The organism is Pseudomonas sp. H1_D04 (genome assembly GCF_054683855.1).
Map to the genome: position 1 here is coordinate 4,217,436 of NZ_CP162826.1, position 19,522 is coordinate 4,236,957.

Annotated in this window: 14 protein-coding genes and 1 pseudogene; 13 read left to right on the forward strand and 2 right to left on the reverse strand. The window is 60.4% G+C overall.

Annotated features, from left to right (window positions below):
* Window positions 1–194: 194 nt before the first annotated feature.
* Both AB4N82_RS19590 and AB4N82_RS19595 read right to left on the reverse strand, forming a co-directional pair.
* A complete protein-coding gene (locus tag AB4N82_RS19590; RefSeq protein ID WP_032888294.1) occupies window positions 195–3,473 on the reverse strand; it encodes an EAL domain-containing protein in 3,279 nt (1,092 codons plus the stop codon).
* Window positions 3,474–3,539: 66 nt separating this feature from the next.
* Entirely contained in the window at window positions 3,540–4,430 is an 891-nt protein-coding gene (locus tag AB4N82_RS19595) for a LysR family transcriptional regulator (protein ID WP_032888291.1), read from the reverse strand.
* 139 nt (window positions 4,431–4,569) lie between these two features.
* Between AB4N82_RS19595 and leuC the strand changes: the two genes are divergently transcribed.
* The 13 genes and pseudogenes from leuC (at window position 4,570) to AB4N82_RS19660 (ending at window position 19,513) form a co-directional block, all read left to right on the forward strand.
* Entirely contained in the window at window positions 4,570–5,988 is a 1,419-nt protein-coding gene (leuC, locus tag AB4N82_RS19600; protein ID WP_053128838.1) for a 3-isopropylmalate dehydratase large subunit, read from the forward strand.
* A 10-nt stretch (window positions 5,989–5,998) separates the two neighbouring features.
* Window positions 5,999–6,643, forward strand: a complete 645-nt coding sequence (gene leuD, locus AB4N82_RS19605) for a 3-isopropylmalate dehydratase small subunit (protein ID WP_095185553.1) — start codon at window positions 5,999–6,001, stop codon at window positions 6,641–6,643.
* 129 nt (window positions 6,644–6,772) lie between these two features.
* Window positions 6,773–7,537 (forward strand): class I SAM-dependent methyltransferase, encoded by a 765-nt coding sequence (locus AB4N82_RS19610; RefSeq protein WP_032888283.1) that lies wholly within the window; start codon window positions 6,773–6,775, stop codon window positions 7,535–7,537.
* Between the two features lie 52 nt (window positions 7,538–7,589).
* Window positions 7,590–8,672 carry a 3-isopropylmalate dehydrogenase gene (gene leuB / locus AB4N82_RS19615; protein WP_017530190.1) on the forward strand — a complete coding sequence of 361 codons (1,083 nt, stop codon included), beginning with the start codon at window positions 7,590–7,592 and terminating at the stop codon, window positions 8,670–8,672.
* 64 nt (window positions 8,673–8,736) lie between these two features.
* Window positions 8,737–9,849, forward strand: a complete 1,113-nt coding sequence (gene asd / locus AB4N82_RS19620) for an aspartate-semialdehyde dehydrogenase (protein WP_032888280.1) — start codon at window positions 8,737–8,739, stop codon at window positions 9,847–9,849.
* A 249-nt stretch (window positions 9,850–10,098) separates the two neighbouring features.
* Complete coding sequence (locus AB4N82_RS19625) at window positions 10,099–11,109, forward strand: aspartate-semialdehyde dehydrogenase (protein WP_122680518.1); 1,011 nt, start codon at window positions 10,099–10,101, stop codon at window positions 11,107–11,109.
* Between the two features lie 162 nt (window positions 11,110–11,271).
* Window positions 11,272–13,857: a FimV/HubP family polar landmark protein gene (locus AB4N82_RS19630; RefSeq protein ID WP_122764665.1), complete on the forward strand. Its 2,586-nt coding sequence runs from the start codon at window positions 11,272–11,274 to the stop codon at window positions 13,855–13,857.
* A gap of 230 nt (window positions 13,858–14,087) precedes the next feature.
* Window positions 14,088–14,912 (forward strand): tRNA pseudouridine(38-40) synthase TruA, encoded by an 825-nt coding sequence (truA, locus tag AB4N82_RS19635; RefSeq protein ID WP_053128844.1) that lies wholly within the window; start codon window positions 14,088–14,090, stop codon window positions 14,910–14,912.
* A 63-nt stretch (window positions 14,913–14,975) separates the two neighbouring features.
* Entirely contained in the window at window positions 14,976–15,596 is a 621-nt protein-coding gene (locus AB4N82_RS19640) for a phosphoribosylanthranilate isomerase (protein ID WP_099603136.1), read from the forward strand.
* A gap of 244 nt (window positions 15,597–15,840) precedes the next feature.
* Window positions 15,841–16,760 (forward strand): annotated as a pseudogene (gene accD / locus AB4N82_RS19645) (acetyl-CoA carboxylase, carboxyltransferase subunit beta).
* Window positions 16,757–18,064: a bifunctional tetrahydrofolate synthase/dihydrofolate synthase gene (gene folC, locus AB4N82_RS19650; RefSeq protein WP_122764666.1), complete on the forward strand. Its 1,308-nt coding sequence runs from the start codon at window positions 16,757–16,759 to the stop codon at window positions 18,062–18,064. The pseudogene accD and the gene folC overlap by 4 nt, the downstream one beginning before the upstream one ends.
* Window positions 18,048–18,698, forward strand: coding sequence for an SPOR domain-containing protein (locus AB4N82_RS19655; protein WP_122752901.1), 651 nt, complete (start codon window positions 18,048–18,050; stop codon window positions 18,696–18,698). Before folC ends, AB4N82_RS19655 begins: the two co-directional genes overlap by 17 nt.
* 257 nt (window positions 18,699–18,955) lie before the next feature.
* The gene (locus tag AB4N82_RS19660; RefSeq protein ID WP_003192538.1) at window positions 18,956–19,513 is read left to right on the forward strand and encodes a CvpA family protein; all 558 of its coding nucleotides are present in this window, start codon (window positions 18,956–18,958) and stop codon (window positions 19,511–19,513) included.
* Window positions 19,514–19,522 lie beyond the last annotated feature (9 nt).

Sequence of the window (19,522 nt, forward strand, 5' to 3'; positions counted from 1 at the left end):
GCGATTTCCGGTGCGGTTAGTATCGGTGGTTCACTTGCTGCTTCGATGTTTGAAAAGGTGGGTGGGGCCATGAGCGGATTGAAGTCGTTTTTTAAAGCGTAATATTTTAGCAATTGATTAATGTATTGGCGTTGGCCTGAAAAATAATCGACTGTCGCTGTTCGTCATGAAAGTAGCAGTCGACTATTTAATAGTTATATCAGCAATTGCCTGAACTCTTTCAGCGGTAGTGGCCTGCTGTAAATGAACCCTTGATACAGATGACACCCCAATGCTTGCAGGAATGCCAGTTGCTCGGGGGTCTCCACACCCTCGGCAATCACCTCCAGATTCAAACTGCGAGCCATCGCCACGATCGCCCTGATGATTTCCGCGTCGTTTGGATCATGGGTCGCGTCTCGCACAAACGACTGATCGATCTTCAGTGCGTCCACCGGCAGGCGCTTGAGGTATGTCAGTGAAGAGTAACCGGTGCCAAAGTCATCCATCGCAAAGCTCACGCCGAGCTTCTTCAGGCGGCGCATCTTGTTGACGGTGTCATCCAGGTTCTGGATCACGATACCTTCGGTGATTTCCAGTTTCAGAAGGCTGCAGGGCAAGGAATGCTGCTTAAGGCTGTGCTCCACCCGTTCCACGAAATCGTTCTGGCGAAACTGCCGGGGGCTGATATTCACGCATAGGCTGAAATTCAGCGGGTCCACCAAGCCTTCTTTGATCAGTTGCCCAAAGGCGGCGCAGGCCTCATCAAGGATCCAGGTGCCCACTTCAAGGATCAGGCCGCTGTCTTCCAGCACCTTGATAAATTCCGACGGTGACTGCGCACCCAATTGTGGGTGCTGCCAACGCACCAGTGCCTCCGCACCTACGATCTTGTTACCGCGCGCATCCACCTGGGGTTGGTAATGAACGCTGAATTCGCCGCGCGCGAGGGCCAGGCGCAGGTCGGTTTCCATGCGCAGGCGTTCGCTGGCGGCTTTTTGCATGCTGTTGTGAAACATCTGCGTGGTGTTGCGCCCTGAGTCCTTGGCGCGGTAAAGGGCAATGTCGGCGCGCTTGAGCAGGTCGGCCGGTGTGGAGCCGTGATCGGGAATCAACGCCACGCCAATGCTCGGCGTGACCTGCAATCTGTGCCCGTCCAGGAACATCGGCTCCGAAAGCAATTCACGCAGGGTGTCGGCCAGTTCCTGCACCTGGTTGCTGACTTCCTGGCGCGAGCCATCCAGGCCGCTGAGCAGCACCACGAATTCATCGCCACCCAGGCGCGCCACGGTGTCTTCCATGCGCACGCTGGCTTCCAGCCGCGCGGTGACGATTTTCAGCACGGTGTCGCCGACCGGATGGCCCAAGGAGTCATTGATGTGCTTGAAGTGGTCAAGATCGAGGAACAGCAGCGCGCCGCGTAGGTTATGGCGTTTGAGCAGGGCGATCTGCTGGCTCAGGCGGTCCATCAACAGCGCACGGTTGGGCAGGTTGGTCAGCGGGTCGTGGTAGGCCAGATGGCGGATCTGCGCCTGGGCGTTTTTCAGCAGGCTCACGTCCCGCGCGGTCAGCAGCAGGCACGGGGTTTCATTCAGGGTGATGGGCTCGACCGAGACTTCTACTGCCAGCACTTCACCGCGTTTGTTGTGCCAGAGCATTTCCAGATGGTGAATGCGGCCCTTGATCTGCAACTCGGCCAATAGCGCCGAGCGTTGGTTCTCATCGGCCCAGATGCCGATCTGGTAAAAAGTCAGGCCAATAGCTTCTTCAGCTCGCAAGCCGGTCAGGCGGCAGAAGCCATCGTTGACCTCCACATAGCGGCCGGTGTCGCGCTCGGTGATGGAAATCGCGTCAGGGCTGGAATGGAAGGCCTTGGCGAATTTCTCCTCGCTGGCCTTCAGCGCGGCCTCGGAGCGCTGTTGTTGGGTGATATCGCGCAACGTCGTAACGATGCACGCTTGATCTCCGACCTTGATCAGGCGGCTGGAAATCATGCAGGTCAGGCTGTGGCCATTCTTGTGATGCACCACCACGGCCACGTTGCTCAACGACTGCTCGCGAATGACCCGCTCGATACGCTCCAGGCGCTGGCTGGAATCATCCCATAGGCCGATCTGGTCAGCGCTCTTGTCGATTACCTCGGCAGCGCTCCAGCCAAAGGTTTGGGTAAAGGCCGGATTGATCTCGATAAAGGCGCCACTCTCCAGGCCTGTGACGCAGATCGGATCGGGGCTGGCCTGGAACAGGCTGGCGAATTTTTCTTCGGAGGCGCTCAGGCGTTGTTCGCGCTCCACTTGGTCTGTGATATCGAGCAGCGTGCCGGCCATGCGCAGGGGTAAACCTCGCTCGTCGCGGTACAGGCGAGCACGGCTTTCCAGGTAGCGCGAGCTGCCATCTTCCATGGCCACGCGGTAGGTCAGTTGGTAGTTTCCGGCAGGGCCTTCGCGCAGGGTGCGGTAGGCGTTGCGCATGTTGTCCCGTTCCTCGTTGGGCATGCCTTCGAAAAAGGCGTCGAAGGATTCGTGGAACGGTTCGGACGGCAGACCGTGCAATTGGGCTGCGCGCGCCGAGCCATAGAGCATGCCGCTGGGAATGTGCCAGTCCCAAGTGCCCAGTTGTGCCGAGTCCAGCGCCAGGTCGAGGCGCTCCTGACTGTCCTTGAGCGCCTGCTCTGCATTTTTGCGTTCGGTGGTGTCGAGGAAGGTGCTGATCAGATAGGCCTCACCCTCCAACTCGACTTTTTGCGCGCTGAGCGTGCCATTGTGGACTTGGCCGTTGCTGGCGCAAAACTGCACCTCCATGGTAATGGGCTCGCCCTTGCGCTGCGTGGCCTTGACCAATTGTGCGCGTTGCTCCGGGTGGCGCCATAGGCCCAGTTCCAGGGTCGTGCGGCCGATGGCATCGCCCAAGGGCCAGCCGAAGAGCATCTCGAAATACTGGTTGGCTTCGCTGATCAGGCCGTCGGCCCGGCGCGTCAGCAGTACCATGTTCGGGCACAGGTGAAACAGCGTGGCGAAGCGTTTTTCGGAGTGCCCTAGGGCGTTTTCACGTTCACGCTGGTGGGTAACCTCGCGGATCACCCCGATCATGCGGCGCCGACCGGTTTTGTCCGGCTGCAGGCTGCCGTTGATTTCCAGCCAGTGAAAGCTGCCGTCAGGCCATTGGATGCGGTGATGCATGGCCTGCTCAAGCGGCTCGCCGGCCAGTACGGCGTGAAAAGCCCGTACCACTCGGGCGCGATCCGACTGGGCCAGCAAGTCAAGGTAGTCCAGGTCCTGGGGCAGCGGTTGGCGCGGATCAAAACCAAACAACGCCTGGGTGCCCCGTGACCAACTTATGCGGCCGGTGTCTATTTCCCAGCACCATGCGCCCAGCCGCGCAGCGTTAAGGGCTGCCAGCAGTTGTGGCGCGCTCTCCCAGCTTTGTTCCGCCTGTTGAGGGTCCAGCGCGTAAATGCGGGGTAGGGGTGGCACGGGGTCGACGGGGTTGCGCATTATCAAAGGGCCTTGATTCGATGGGCAAACAGCACGGTTTTACTCAGAACCCGAGGCCGCACAGTGTCATGCCGGTATCCCTGGCAAATCCATCTGTGCGTCCAATAGGCTCATGAAAGCCCGCGCAGCATTCGACAGCGTCCTTTCGGTGTGCACGATATAGCCTAGCTGGCGACTGAGTTGTATGCCTGGCAAAGCGATACTTGCCACCTGATCATCGAGCATGGTGCGCGGCAACACGCTCCAGGCCAGGCCGATAGACACCATCATTTTGATAGTTTCCAAGTAGTTAGTACTCATCGCGATGTTCGGGGTAAGGCCTTGGGCCTCGAACAACCGGCTGACAATATGGTGGGTAAACGTGTTGCCGCCAGGGAAAACCGCCGGATGGCCGGCAATATCAGCCAGGCTGATGGAGCCGTTACTGATCAGGCTATGCTCTGGCGCCACCACAAAGTCCAGCGGGTCGTCCCACACTGGCGTGGCGCGCACCAAGTTGTGGGGATCGGGCGCCAGGGTGATCACTGCCACTTCAGCGCGGCCATGGAGGATTTCTTCGTAGGCCACTTCAGAATCGAGAAATTGAATATCCAGCGCCACGTTCGGGTATTCCCGTGTAAAGGTTCGCAGGATAGGCGGCAGGCGATGCAGGCCTATATGGTGGCTGGTGGCTAATGTGAGCCGCCCGCTGACCTCGCCGGTAAGGTTGGTGAGGGCGCGGCGGGTGTCGTCCAGCACATTGAGAATCTGGTAAGCGCGCGGCAGCAAGGCGCGTCCGGCCTCGGTCAGGCCGACTTCACGGCCCAGGCGATCAAACAGTCGCACCTTCAATTGCTGTTCCAGGCCGGCGATACGTTTGCTGATGGCCGGTTGGGTCAAGTGCAGGCGTTCTCCAGCGCCGGAGAAGCTGCCGATCTCGGCGATGGCGATAAAGGCATTGAGGTTGGCCAAGTCCATTGTGGTATTCCAGTTGGTAATCCAAAGCATAAAAAATATGAATTTGAGTTATTTAATGTAGCGCCATACCATCAGCCTCACAAGCCAAAGGGTTATTGAAAAGCCCGGCGAATGAAACACCGCTGATGAGGACCGACTGATGGCCGGCAAAACGCTTTACGACAAGCTTTGGGATTCCCATGAAGTGAAACGGCGCGATGATGGGTCGTCGCTGATCTATATCGACCGTCACATCATCCATGAAGTGACCTCGCCCCAAGCGTTCGAAGGCCTGCGACTGGCCGGGCGCAAGCCTTGGCGCGTCGACTCGATCATCGCCACCCCGGACCACAACGTACCGACCACCCCGGAGCGCAAGGGCGGCATCGACGCCATCGTCGACACTGTGTCGCGGTTGCAGGTGCAGACCCTCGATGATTACTGCGATGAATATGGCATCACCGAATTCAAGATGAATGATGTGCGTCAAGGCATCGTCCATGTGATCGGCCCGGAGCAGGGCGCCACCTTGCCAGGCATGACCGTGGTTTGCGGTGACTCCCACACGTCGACCCACGGTGCCTTCGGCGCCCTGGCTCACGGTATCGGCACCTCGGAGGTCGAGCACGTGTTCGCCACCCAGTGCCTGGTTGCCAAGAAAATGAAGAACATGCTGGTGCGCGTCGAAGGCAAGTTGCCGTTTGGCGTCACCGCCAAGGACATCGTCCTCGCTGTGATCGGCAAGATCGGCACCGCTGGCGGTAACGGCCATGCCATCGAATTTGCCGGCAGCGCCATTCGCGACCTCTCCATCGAAGGCCGCATGACCATCTGCAACATGTCCATCGAAGCCGGTGCCCGCGTGGGCATGGTGGCGGCGGATGAAAAGACCGTCGAATACGTCAAGGGTCGTCCTTTCGCACCGGCTGGTGCCGATTGGGATGCCGCCGTCGAAGCCTGGAAAGACCTGGTCTCCGACGCTGATGCGGTGTTCGATACCGTGGTCGAACTCGACGCTGCCCAGATCAAGCCGCAAGTCAGCTGGGGTACTTCGCCGGAAATGGTCCTGGCCGTCGACCAGAACGTGCCGGACCCGGCTCAGGAAGCCGACCTGGTCAAGCGCGGTTCCATCGAGCGCGCCTTGAAGTACATGGGCTTGAAGGCCAACCAGGCAATCACCGACATCCAGTTGGATCGCGTGTTTATCGGTTCCTGCACCAACTCGCGGATCGAAGACCTGCGCGCTGCGGCGGTGATCGCCAAGGGACGCAAAGTCGCCTCGACCATCAAGCAGGCCATTGTGGTTCCGGGCTCAGGCTTGGTTAAAGCCCAGGCTGAAGCCGAAGGCCTGGACAAGATCTTCCTCGAAGCCGGTTTTGAATGGCGTGAGCCGGGCTGCTCGATGTGCCTGGCGATGAACCCGGACCGCCTGGAGTCGGGCGAGCATTGCGCGTCGACCTCCAACCGTAACTTCGAAGGGCGTCAGGGCGCCGGTGGCCGTACCCACCTGGTGAGCCCGGCCATGGCCGCCGCCGCTGCCGTCAACGGTCGTTTCATCGACGTTCGCGAATTGATCTGAGGAATACCCGATGAGAGCTTTTACCCAACACACAGGTCTTGTCGCGCCGTTGGACCGTGCCAACGTGGACACCGACCAGATCATCCCCAAGCAGTTTTTGAAGTCGATCAAGCGCACCGGTTTCGGCCCTAACCTGTTCGACGAGTGGCGCTACCTGGACGTGGGCTACGCCTACCAGGACAACTCCAAGCGCCCTCTGAACAAGGACTTCGTGCTTAACGCCGAACGCTACCAAGGCGCCAGCGTGTTGCTGGCCCGGGAAAACTTCGGGTGCGGTTCCAGCCGCGAGCACGCGCCGTGGGCCCTCGAAGAATATGGCTTTCGCAGCATCATCGCGCCGAGCTATGCCGACATCTTCTTCAACAACAGCTTCAAGAACGGCCTGTTGCCGATCATCTTGACTGACGAAGAAGTCGACGAGCTGTTCAAGCAAGTGGAAGCCGATGTTGGCTACCAGTTGACCGTCGACCTCGCTGCGCAAACCGTGACCCGTCCGGATGGCAAGATTTACCACTTTGAGGTGGACGCCTTCCGTAAACACTGCCTGATCAACGGCCTGGACGATATCGGCCTGACCTTGCAGGACGGTGATGCGATTGCGGCGTTTGAAGCCAAGCACCGGGCGAGCCAGCCTTGGCTGTTTCGCGACGCCTAAATTGATATAGGCAGGACCGGCCTCATCGGGGGCAGGCCCCATCCCACATTTGGAATGCGTTCCCCTGTGGGAGGGGGTTTGCCCCCGATAGGGCCGGTACTAGCAACGCAACCCTTGAAGGATGCCACCATGACCAACACCGCCCACACCCAAGTCGTGCAAAAACAATTCGGCGAACAGGCGTCTGCCTACCTGAGCAGTGCCGTGCACGCCCAGGGCACAGAATTCGCGCTGCTGCAGGCAGAACTGGCCGGGCAGGGCAGTGCGCGACTGCTGGATCTCGGTTGCGGTGCCGGTCATGTGAGCTTCAATGTGGCGCCGCTGGTCAAGGAAGTGGTGGCCTATGACCTGTCCCAGCAGATGCTTGATGTGGTGGCTGCCGCTGCGCAAGATCGCGGCTTCACCAATATCAGCACCGTAAATGGCGCCGCCGAGCGCCTGCCGTTCGCCGATGGCGAGTTCGACTTCGTGTTCAGCCGCTACTCGGCCCACCACTGGAGCGACCTTGGCCTGGCCCTGCGTGAAGTGCGCCGCGTGCTCAAGCCGGGCGGCGTGGCGGCCTTTGTTGACGTGTTGTCACCGGGTAGTCCGCTGTTGGACACTTACCTGCAGACCGTCGAGGTGCTGCGCGACACCAGTCACGTGCGCGATTACTCCGCCGCCGAGTGGATGCGTCAGCTCAGCGAAGCCGGTTTGCATGTACGCAACAGCAGCCGCCAGCGCCTGCGCCTGGAATACACCTCGTGGGTCGAACGTATGCGTACACCGCAAGTGCTGCGCGCCGCGATCCTGGAGTTGCAGCAGGCGATGGGCCAGGAAGTGCGCGATTACTACGAGATTCAAGCCGACGGCACCTTCAGCACCGACGTGCTCGTGGTATGGGCCGAACGCTGATTAATTTTCCCGACCTGCCCACGGGCAGGTCGCTCGATGAAATGAGGAACCCATGAGCAAGCAGATTCTGATTCTCCCTGGCGACGGTATTGGTCCGGAAATCATGGCCGAAGCGGTCAAAGTCCTGGAACTCGCCAACAGCAAGTACAGCCTGGGGTTCGAGCTGAGCCACGACGTGATCGGCGGCGCCGCCATCGACAAACACGGCGTGCCACTGGCCGATGAAACCCTGGACCGCGCCCGTGCTGCCGATGCTGTGCTGCTCGGCGCCGTGGGTGGTCCGAAGTGGGACAAAATCGAACGTGACATCCGCCCTGAGCGCGGCCTGCTGAAGATCCGCGCGCAACTGGGCCTGTTCGGCAATCTGCGCCCGGCGATCCTCTACCCGCAACTGGCCGACGCGTCGAGCCTGAAGCCGGAAGTGGTGGCTGGTCTCGATATTCTGATCGTGCGTGAGTTGACCGGCGGCATCTACTTCGGCTCGCCACGCGGCGTGCGCGAACTGGAAAATGGCGAGCGCCAGGCCTACGACACCCTGCCGTATAGCGAGAGCGAAATCCGCCGTATCGCCCGTGTCGGTTTCGACATGGCCCGCGTGCGCGGCAAGAAAGTCTGCTCGGTGGATAAGGCCAACGTACTGGCCTCCAGCCAACTGTGGCGCGAAATCGTCGAGGAAGTGGCCAAGGACTACCCGGATGTCGAACTGAGCCACATGTACGTGGATAACGCCGCCATGCAACTGGTGCGCGCGCCGAAGCAATTCGACGTGATCGTCACCGACAACCTGTTCGGCGACATCCTGTCCGACCAGGCGTCGATGCTCACCGGCTCTATCGGCATGCTGCCTTCGGCGTCGCTGGACACCAACAACAAGGGCATGTACGAGCCTTGCCACGGTTCGGCGCCGGACATTGCGGGCCAGGGCATTGCCAACCCGCTGGCGACCATTTTGTCGGTCTCGATGATGCTGCGTTACAGCTTCAACCTGAGCGATGCGGCGGACGCGATCGAGAAGGCCGTGAGTCTGGTGCTGGATCAGGGTTTGCGCACCGGTGACATCTGGTCGCAGGGTTGCACCAAAGTCGGTACGCAAGAAATGGGCGACGCAGTAGTCGCCGCGCTGCGGAATCTGTAATCTCTCGGGCCCGCTTGCAGTTGTTGCTGCAAGACGGCCCACTTTTTAACAAGGTGTAGTTGCGATGAAACGTGTAGGTCTGATCGGTTGGCGCGGTATGGTCGGTTCCGTGCTCATGCAGCGGATGCTGGAAGAGCAGGATTTCGATCTTATTGAGCCGGTGTTTTTCACCACCTCGAACGTGGGTGGCCAAGGGCCGTCCGTGGGCAAGGATATTGCCCCGCTCAAGGATGCCTACAGCATTGACGAGTTGAAGACACTCGACGTGATCGTGACCTGCCAGGGTGGCGACTACACCAGCGAAGTCTTCCCGAAACTGCGCGAAGCGGGCTGGCAGGGTTACTGGATCGACGCCGCGTCGAGCCTGCGTATGCAGGACGATGCCGTGATCATCCTCGACCCGGTCAACCGCAAGGTCATCGACCAGCAACTGGATGCCGGCACCAAGAACTACGTCGGTGGCAACTGCACCGTCAGCCTGATGCTGATGGGCCTGGGTGGCCTGTTCGAAGCGGGTCTGGTCGAGTGGATGAGCGCCATGACCTATCAGGCGGCCTCCGGTGCCGGCGCGCAGAACATGCGTGAGCTGATCAAGCAGATGGGCGCCACCCACGCGGCCGTCGCCGATCAACTGGCCGACCCGGCCAGTGCAATCCTCGACATTGACCGTCGTGTGGCCGAAGCCATGCGCAGCGATGCCTACCCGACCGAGAACTTCGGCGTGCCATTGGCCGGTAGCTTGATCCCATGGATCGACAAAGAGCTGCCGAACGGCCAGAGCCGCGAAGAGTGGAAGGCCCAGGCCGAGACCAACAAGATTCTCGGCCGTTTCAAGAGCCCGATCCCGGTTGACGGCATCTGCGTACGCATCGGCGCCATGCGCTGCCACAGCCAGGCGCTGACCATCAAGCTGAACAAAGACGTGCCGATCGCCGATATCGAAGGGTTGATCAGCCAGCACAACCCGTGGGTCAAGCTGGTGCCGAACAACCGCGACATCAGCATGCAGGAGCTGAGCCCGACCAAGGTCACTGGCACCCTGAATGTACCGGTGGGCCGTCTGCGCAAGCTAAACATGGGCAGCCAGTTCCTCGGCGCGTTTACCGTCGGCGACCAACTGCTGTGGGGCGCGGCTGAGCCGTTGCGCCGCATGCTGCGGATTTTGCTGGAGCGTTGATCGCTTTAAGCAATAATAGAAACCCGCGTTCTGGTGACAGGCGCGGGTTTTTTATTGTTCTTTCGGAGGCTTTCGGGGGCAAGCCGCCTCCCACATTCGACCGAATTCCAGCGTTGAAATGCTGTTCATTGTGGGCAGGGGCTTGCCCCCGATAGCGACGTCAGCCATGGCCCCACCCCCAGGTCAATTGCCTCACCTCCAGCCACCCGGTAAAGTGCCGCTCCCCCCGCAATGCCCGAGGCAGCCCCCATGACCCAGACCTTTGAAATTGCCGTGATCGGCGCCACCGGCACTGTTGGCGAAGCCCTGGTGCAGATTCTCGAAGAGTTGGCATTCCCGGTCGGCACCCTGTACTTGTTGGCCGGCAATAATTCCGCCGGTGCGTCGGTACCGTTTCGCGGCAAGAACGTGCGGGTCAAGGAAGTTGATGAATTCGATTTCAGCAAGGTGCAACTGGCGTTCTTTGCCGCCGGTCCAGCCGTCACCCTGAGCTTCGCCCCACGTGCCACGGCGGCGGGTTGTTCGGTGATCGACCTGTCCGGTGCATTGCCCGCCGAACAGGCGCCACAGGTCGTGCCTGAGGCCAATGCCCACGTCCTGAAGGGCTTGAAAAAGCCGTTCCAGCTCGGCAGTCCGAGCCCGTCCGCGACCAACCTGGCGGTATTGCTGGCGCCGTTGCGTGGGCTGCTGGATATCCAGCGCGTCAGCGTCACGGCTAACCTGGCGGTGTCTGCTCAAGGACGTGAAGCCGTCAGCGAACTGGCCCGTCAGACCGCCGAGCTGCTAAACGTGCGCCCGCTGGAGCCGAAATTCTTCGACCGGCAAATGGCCTTCAACCTGTTGGCACAAGTCGGAACGCCAGATGCCCAAGGTCATACAGCCCTTGAGAAGCGTCTCGTACACGAACTGCGTGCTGTGCTTGAATTACCGTCACTAAAGATTTCTGCGACCTGCGTTCAAGCTCCGGTGTTTTTTGGCGATAGCCTGACGGTGTCGTTGCAATTGGCTGCGCCGGTCGACCTTGCTGCGGTCAACCGTGCGCTCGACGCTGCGCCGGGTATAGAACTCGTGGAGGAGGGGGATTACCCAACAGCCGTTGGTGATGCGGTAGGCCAGGACGTGGTCTATGTCGGCAGGGTTCGCGCCGGTGTGGATGACCCGGCGGAACTAAATCTGTGGCTGACGTCAGATAACGTACGCAAAGGCGCTGCACTTAACGCCGTGCAACTGGCGCAGTTGTTGATAAAAGGCCTTGCGTAAAAGATACTTGGCCGCAATTTGTAGATTGATTCTAGCCAGGCGCTATGCTTGGCCCGAAGTGCAACAGAAGCGTGTCGGTAACCTATCGGCTCGCCATGCCTTATGGCAAGCGGTTACCAACCTTCTCGCAGGCCGGGGAGTGTTCAAACAAAGGATGAGGCTATGGTTCAAGTTCGCAAACTGGTGTTAGCAATAGCGGCCGCCTCGGCGCTGTCCTCCGGTATGGCGCAGGCGCTGCAGCTGGGGGAAATGACCCTCAAGTCGAAGTTGAACCAGCCGCTGTCGGTGGAAATCGAATTGCTCGATGTCGGCGGCCTCACCGCGTCCGAGATCACTCCTAGCCTGGCGTCCTCGCAGGCGTTTGTGGATGCCGGCGTCGATCGCCAGGCATTCCTCAATGACCTGACATTTACCCCAGTGATCAACCCCAACGGTCGCAGCGTGGTGCGTGTCACCTCCAGCAAGCCGCTGCCTGACTCTTACGTTCGCTTTCTGCTGCAAGTGCAATGGCCCAATGGTCGTTTGATGCGCGACTACAGCGTATTGCTTGATCCGTCCAAGTTCGACCGGTCGACACCGGCCGCTGTGGCGCCAGCCCCACGCTTGGGCGCACCTGCCAGCGCCGCGCCTGCCGCAAGCAAACCGGCCCAGCACACCACCACCTCCCGCGACACCCTATGGGAAATCGCCGAGAAACACCGCAATGGCGGTTCGGTGCAGCAGACCATGCTTGCGATTCAGGCGCTTAACCCTGGCGCCTTTATCGACGGCAATATCAACCGCCTGAAAACCGGCCAGGTGCTGCGCCTGCCGGACACTGTCCAAAGCACCGCACTGCCGCAACCCCAGGCGATTGCCGAAGTTCGCGCGCAGAATGATGCCTGGCGCCAGGGGCGTCGCACGGCAGCCAACCAGGCCGCCGGCAAGCAACAACTGGACGCCACCAAGCGTACGCAGGCGGGCAGTGCGCCGTCGACCACCAATGCCCAGGACAACTTGAGCCTGGTTTCGGCCGAGGCGGCCAAGAAGGGCGGCAAGGGCAAGGCGGGCGACAGCCAGGGTCTGAGCGACAAGCTGGCGATGACCCAGGAACAGCTGGATACCACTCGCCGCGATAACGACGAACTCAAGAGCCGTGCAGCTGACCTGCAAAGCCAGCTGGATAAACTGCAAAAACTGATTCAATTGAAGAATGATCAGTTGGCCCGTTTGCAGGCGGAAAAAGGCGACCCGGCGACGCAGGCAACGGCTGCAACGACTGCAGCGGCGATGCCCGCGCAGTTGGCCAGCGAACCGGCAGCCACTCCGGCAACCCCCGCCGAACAGGCGGCAACACCAGCACCAACGCCGGCCGTTCCGGTAGCTGCTCCCGCACCGGAAGCGGCTACACCGGTTGCCGCAGCTGACGCTCCCGAAGGCAAGTTCAATGACCTGCTGACCAACCCGGTTGTCCTCTCTGTGATCGGTGGTGCGGCGGGCCTGGTGGTGTTGTTGCTCCTGCTGCTGTGGCTGCGCCATCGCAACGCCCGTCGCGAAGAGGAAAAACACCTGCGGATGGCGCGTGCATTGGCCGAAGAGCCGCAATTTACCTCTGATATCGAACACGACCTTCCTTCGGATAGTTTCGAGGGGCTTGAAGTCCCGCCGCCGAACGTCAAGCTGTCCGCCGCTCCGGCGCCCGCTCCAGTGGTTGAGCCTGCAGTGGTGGTGCCGACGGTCGCCTCCGTGCTCGCGCCGCTGGCCGTTGCCGTTGCGCCGCAAAACGCCAACGACGCACTGGTGCAAGCCCAGTCCCATATCGATCGTGGTCATCTTAACCAGGCCGCTGATGTGCTCGAACAAGCCATCAAGCACGAGCCCAAGCGCAGTGACCTACGTTTGAAATTAATGGAGGTCTACGGCCTGCAAAGTGACAAAGACGGTTTCGTGACCCAGGAGCGTCAACTGGTGGCCAATGGTGAAAACCACGCCCAGGTCGAGCAACTGAAGTCGCGCTTTCCGGCGATGGCGGTGTTGGCGGCAGGCGTCAGTGCGGCGGTTGCTGCCGCTGCGCTGGATGCTCAGTACGTCAAGGATTTGCTCGAAGACAAACCGGCAGCACCCAAGCCAGAGGCTTTTGACACCGATTTTGATTTGAGCCTGGATGATCTGGAGGCTGCTTCACCGGCCGAGATCAAGGACGATCAGCAGACATTCGAGTCGCTGCTGCGAGAGCAAACCGCCACTAAGCCGGCCTCGGATGACCTGTCTGACTTTGATTTGGACCTGCAGTTGGATGCGCCGACGTCAGCTCAGTCCGATGATGACTTCCTGTCCGGCCTTGAAGATCAGATGAACGACGTGCCTGCCGTTGAGCCGCCTACGCTGACGCCTGCGCCCGTGGATGACTTCGACCTGCCGGAAGATTTTGATCTGTCCCTTGCCGATGAGCCGGACGCAGTCGTCAAGCCTGACGCGTTTGCATCGGAGCTGGACGATGTCAACGCCGAGCTGGATCGCCTGTCCCAGAGCCTTGAGCATCCACCCATCGAGCCATCTTTCACTGCTGAAGACGCAGCCTTGGGTGGTGATGAGCCTGAGTTCGACTTCCTGTCCGGCACTGACGAGGTCGCTACCAAGCTCGACTTGGCCCAGGCCTATATCGACATGGGCGATGCGGACGGCGCTCGGGACATCCTGTCCGAAGTACTGACCGAGGGCGACGAGTCCCAGCGCGGCGAAGCCAAGGAAATGCTCGGCAAAATCTGAAGGTCGATACCGCTCTGATGTGGGAGGGGGCTTGCTCCCGATAGCAGTGGATCAGCCCAGCAGGTGCTGATTGACACGGCGCTATCGGGAGCAAGCCCCCTCTCGCATGTGGTCTGCGTCAATCTCCAATAAAAGCGCCCGTCACACGGCTGCCGCATTTATAATGGCCGCCTTTGCGCAACTCATCAGGCTCTCAGTTCTTGGCAAATATAGATAACGCGGCCGCCGAAATGGCGGCCGCAGGCTTTTACCGCATCGCCCTGGGCGTGGAATACAAAGGTTCGCGCTATCGCGGCTGGCAGCGCCAGGCGTCTGGCGTGCTGACGGTACAGGAAACCCTGGAAAAGGCCCTGTCCAAGGTCGCCGATTCGCCCGTTTCGCTGATGTGCGCCGGACGTACCGACGCCGGTGTGCATGCCTGTGGCCAAGTGGTCCACTTCGATACTCAGGCCGAGCGCACGATGAAGGCTTGGGTGATGGGCGCCAACATCAATTTGCCCCACGACGTCAGCGTCAGCTGGGCCAAGGTCATGCCAGCGCATTTTCATGCGCGCTTCAAGGCGATTGCGCGGCGTTACCGCTACGTGATCTACAACGACCAGATCCGCCCGGCGCACCTTAACGAAGAAATCACCTGGAACCACCGTCCGCTGGATGCCGAGCGCATGGCCGAGGCCGCGCAGCATCTGGTGGGTGTGCATGATTTCAGCGCCTTCCGTGCCGGCCAGTGCCAGGCCAAGTCGCCGATCAAGGAAGTCCACCACCTGCGTGTGACCCGCCACGGCAAGATGATCGTGCTGGATATACGCGCTGGCGCGTTTCTGCACCATATGGTGCGCAATATCGCCGGTGTGCTGATGACCATCGGTACCGGCGAACGCCCGGTCGAATGGGCCAGGGAAGTGCTGGAGAGCAGGGTTCGCCGTACCGGCGGAGTAACTGCGCATCCATTTGGCCTATATCTGGTGGATGTGGAGTACCGCGACGAGTTCGAACTGCCCCAGCGATTTATCGGGCCGCACTTCCTTACCGGATTCAGCGAACTTGGCGGCTGACGCCCGGAAAAGCTTTTGTTACCATCCGGGACTTTCTCGGTCCAACCCTGAGGTTTCTACGATATGCCCGTCGTTCGCAGCAAGATTTGCGGGATTACCCGCATAGAAGATGCGCTGGCGGCAGTCGAGGCGGGGGCAGACGCCATTGGTTTCGTGTTTTATGCCAGGAGCCCGCGGGCGGTGAATGTGTTGCAGGCGCGGGCGATTATTGCCGCATTGCCACCGTTCGTGACTACCGTGGGTTTGTTCGTCAATGCCAGTCGTTGTGAACTCAATGAAACCCTGGATGCCGTGCAACTGGACATGTTGCAGTTTCATGGCGACGAAACCCCGGACGAATGTGAAAGCTATCAGCGTCCGTATATCAAGGCGCTGCGCGTGAAGTCTGGGGACGATATCGCCAGCGCGTGTGCCGCCTACGGTGGCGCCCGCGGGATTTTGCTGGATACGTATGTCGAAGGCGTGCCCGGTGGCACCGGCGAAGCGTTCGATTGGTCGCTGATTCCTGAGGGTTTAAGCAAGCCGATCATCCTGGCAGGTGGGCTCAATCCCGCGAACGTTGCGGCAGCCATTGAGCAGGTTCGCCCTTACGCCGTGGATGTCAGCGGTGGCGTGGAGCAGGGCAAGGGTCTCAAGGATCACGACAAGATTCGCGCATTTATGCAGGCTGTGCGCGGGATGTGACGGCTGGCAGTCTGCCGCCGTCCATAACTACCACTGTGTAAAACAGCCCGGTGCCGTCTGAGGATGGCCCGGAAATGAAGTGGCAACCCTGCGCTGGCAGGTTGTCTGGAAGGCTGAGGATGCAGGCTGGAAATGGCAGGTCGAACGTCTGACCCCGTCCAGCCGGCGTCATCGCCACATATGAATTTAGCTCAAGGGCATACGCGGGGCTGTGTTCAAGCCACCGGTACTGGAGAAAGAAAGCATGAGCAACTGGTTAGTAGACAAACTGATCCCTTCGATCATGCGTTCCGAGGTGAAAAAAGCTCGGTTCCTGAAGGTCTGTGGCACAAGTGCCCTTCCTGCGACGCGGTGCTGTACCGTCCGGAGCTGGAAAAGACCCTGGACGTTTGCCCAAAGTGCAACCACCACATGCGTATCGGCGCCCGCGCCCGCATCGACATCTTCCTGGACGCTGACGGCCGTAACGAGCTGGGTGCTGACCTGGAGCCAGTGGATCGCCTGAAGTTTCGCGACGGCAAGAAATACAAGGACCGCCTGACCGCTGCACAAAAGCAGACCGGTGAGAAGGACGCGCTGATTTCGGTCAGCGGCAAGCTGCTGGGTATGCCGGTGGTGGTCTCGGCGTTCGAGTTCTCCTTCATGGGTGGCTCCATGGGTGCGATCGTCGGCGAGCGCTTCGTGCGCGCCGCCAACTACGCCCTGGAAAACCGTTGCCCGATGATCTGCTTCGCCGCCTCCGGTGGTGCGCGTATGCAGGAAGCCCTGATCTCCCTGATGCAAATGGCCAAGACCTCAGCGGTGCTGGCGCGTCTGCGCGAAGAAGGTATTCCGTTCATCTCCGTGCTGACCGACCCGGTCTACGGTGGTGTTTCTGCCAGCCTGGCGATGCTGGGCGATGTGATCGTCGGCGAGCCAAAAGCCCTGATCGGCTTTGCCGGCCCGCGCGTGATCGAGCAGACCGTTCGCGAGAAATTGCCGGAAGGTTTCCAGCGCAGCGAGTTTTTGCTGGAGCACGGCGCAATCGACTTGATCATCCCGCGTGGTGAACTGCGTCCACGTCTGGGTAACCTGTTGGCGCAAATGATGGGCCTGCCGACACCTGTGTACGTCGCGCCTAAAGTCGAGCCTATCGTCGTACCGCCAGTGCCTGCGAACCTATGACCCAACGTACCCTGGGCGAGTGGCTCGCCTACCTTGAGCAGTTGCATCCGTCCGCCATCGACATGGGCCTGGAGCGCTCGCAACAGGTAGCGGCCCGCCTCGGGTTGGGCCGTCCGGCACCGCGTGTGATCACGGTGACCGGCACCAACGGCAAAGGCTCTACCTGCGCCTTCGTCGCCGCGCTGCTGCAAGCCCAAGGGCTGAAGGTAGGCGTGTACAGCTCACCGCACCTGCTGCGCTACAACGAGCGGGTGCAACTCAATGGCCTTGAGGCCACTGACGAGCAACTCTGCGAAGCCTTCGCCGCACTGGATGCCGGCCGGGGCGAGACTTCCCTGACTTACTTCGAGATGGGCACCCTGGCTGCGTTCTGGTTGTTCGAGCGTGCGCAGTTGGATGTGGTGGTTCTGGAAGTCGGTCTGGGTGGGCGTCTGGACACAGTCAACGTGGTGGATGCCGACCTGGCGCTGGTGACCAGTATTGGTGTTGACCATGCTGACTACCTAGGGGATACCCGCGAGTCGGTGTCTTACGAAAAGGCCGGAATTTTCCGCCAAGGCAAGCCCGCGCTGTGTGGTGATCTGGATCCGCCGCAGCCCTTGCTGGACAAGGTGCGCGAGCTGGATTGCCCGTTCTACCTGCGTGGTCGCGAATTTAATCTTGAAATCGGCGCGCAGCACTGGCAGTGGCAAGGGCGGGATGCCCGTGGCCAAGTTGTAGGGCTGCGCGATCTGCCGCTGCTGAACCTGCCGATGGAAAACGCCGCGCTCGCCTTGCAAGCCTATCTGCTGCTGGATCTGCCTTGGCATGCCGAGCAGATTGCTGCGACTTTGCTGGCAACCCGAATGGTGGGCCGCTTGGATCGTCGCGCATTCGAGTGGCAGGGCAAACGCCTCAACTTGTTGCTGGATGTAGGTCATAACCCTCATGCGGCCGAGTACCTGGCGCAGCGCCTGGCGCTTACGCCGCCGGTGGGGCGTCGTCTGGCCGTCTTTGGGTTGCTTGCCGATAAGGATCTGGACGGCGTGGTTGCACCGTTGCAGAGCAGTGTTCAGGCGTGGGCGGTGGCGCCGCTGGATACACCACGCAGCCGTCCGGCCGCAGAGCTTAAAGTTGCGTTGCAGAACCTTGGTGCGCCCGTGACGTCGTATGCAAGCGTGACCGCTGCCCTTGAGGCGCAGTGCGCGTTAGCGACGGCCGAGGACGAGATTCTGTTGTTCGGATCATTTTATTGTGTTGCCGAGGCGCTTGAATGGTTGGCCCGGCGCTCCACGGAGGAAGCTGCACATGGCATTACTGGATAGCGCATACAAGCAGCGAATGGTCGGCGCCCTGGTATTGGTGGCATTGGCGGTGATTTTCCTGCCGATGCTGTTTTCCCGTCAGGACGAACAGCGCCAAGTGGTCGTCGAGGCCCCGGCTGCGCCCGAGGCACCGTCATTGCCGCAGGTGCAGGTTGAGCCGGTTGTGGTCCCTGAGCCCCAGGCCTTGCCTGAGGAAGAGCCTGTGCCGACCGATGAGGAAATGGCGGCGCCCTCTACGCCGGTGCAGCCGAGCGTGCCGGTGGTCAAGCCCGCTCCGGCTCCAGTCGTAGCCGCCAAGCCTGCCGCACCGGTGCCTGCGCCCAAGCCGGTAGCGCCGCAACCTGCCGCGCCGGGCAAGCCGGACGTGGGTCAGAGCCGTATCGATCCTAACGGTTTGCCGATCAGTTGGTCGATCCAGGTGGCTAGCCTGGGCAATCGCGAAGGTGCCGATGCCTTGCAGAAGAAGCTGCGCAGCCAGGGTTACAACGCCTATATCCGCAGTGCCGATGGCAAGAATCGCGTGTTTATCGGGCCGCTGATCGAGCGTGCCGAGGCCGACCGCCTGCGTGACTTGCTGGATCGCCAGCAAAACCTGAAGGGGTTCGTTACGCGTTTCCAGCCTGAGCGCGGCTGAGTTCGTATCGATTTTGGCTTGGAATGCGATCAAATGTGGGAGGGGGCTTGCTCTCAATGGCGGTGTGACAGTCAACGGATGAATTGACTGATCCACCGCCATCGGGAGCAAGCCCTCTCCCACATTGGTTTTTCAATGGGTTGAAATGGTGCTGGCTCGCCACAAACTATTGATTTGCAAAGCAGCTGCAATCACAGCTTACCGATAGCCCGGCGCTCTGCTAAAATGCGCCGCCTTATCTGTCCGTAGGCTCAAACGTGCCATTTACCTGGGTTGATTGGGCGATTGTTGCAATCGTCGCCATCTCCGCTTTGATCAGTCTAAGCCGCGGCTTCGTAAAAGAAGCACTGTCGTTGCTGACCTGGATCATCGCAGGAGTCGTAGCCTGGATGTTCGGTGGTTCACTGTCGGTCTACCTGGCCGGATACATAGAGACACCCTCGGCTCGCGTCATCGCGGGCTGCGCCATCATGTTCATCGCCACGCTGCTGGTGGGAGCAATGGTCAACTATCTTATTGGCGAATTGATACGTGTCACCGGCCTCTCCGGGACCGATCGATTTCTCGGCATGGCCTTTGGTGCCGCGCGTGGCGCGTTGCTGGTGGTCGTGGCGGTCGGGCTGTTGAGCCTGGGGCCGGTACAGCAGGATTCGTGGTGGCAGGAGTCGGTACTCGTGCCAAAATTTCTATTAGTTGCAGATTGGTCCAAGAACCTCATCTTGGGGTGGAGCAGTCAGTGGCTGGCCAGCGGGATCAGCGTACCCGCTGATCTTCCGTTCAAGGAACACCTCTTACCGGCCAAAACGCCTCAGTAAGCTGTGTTC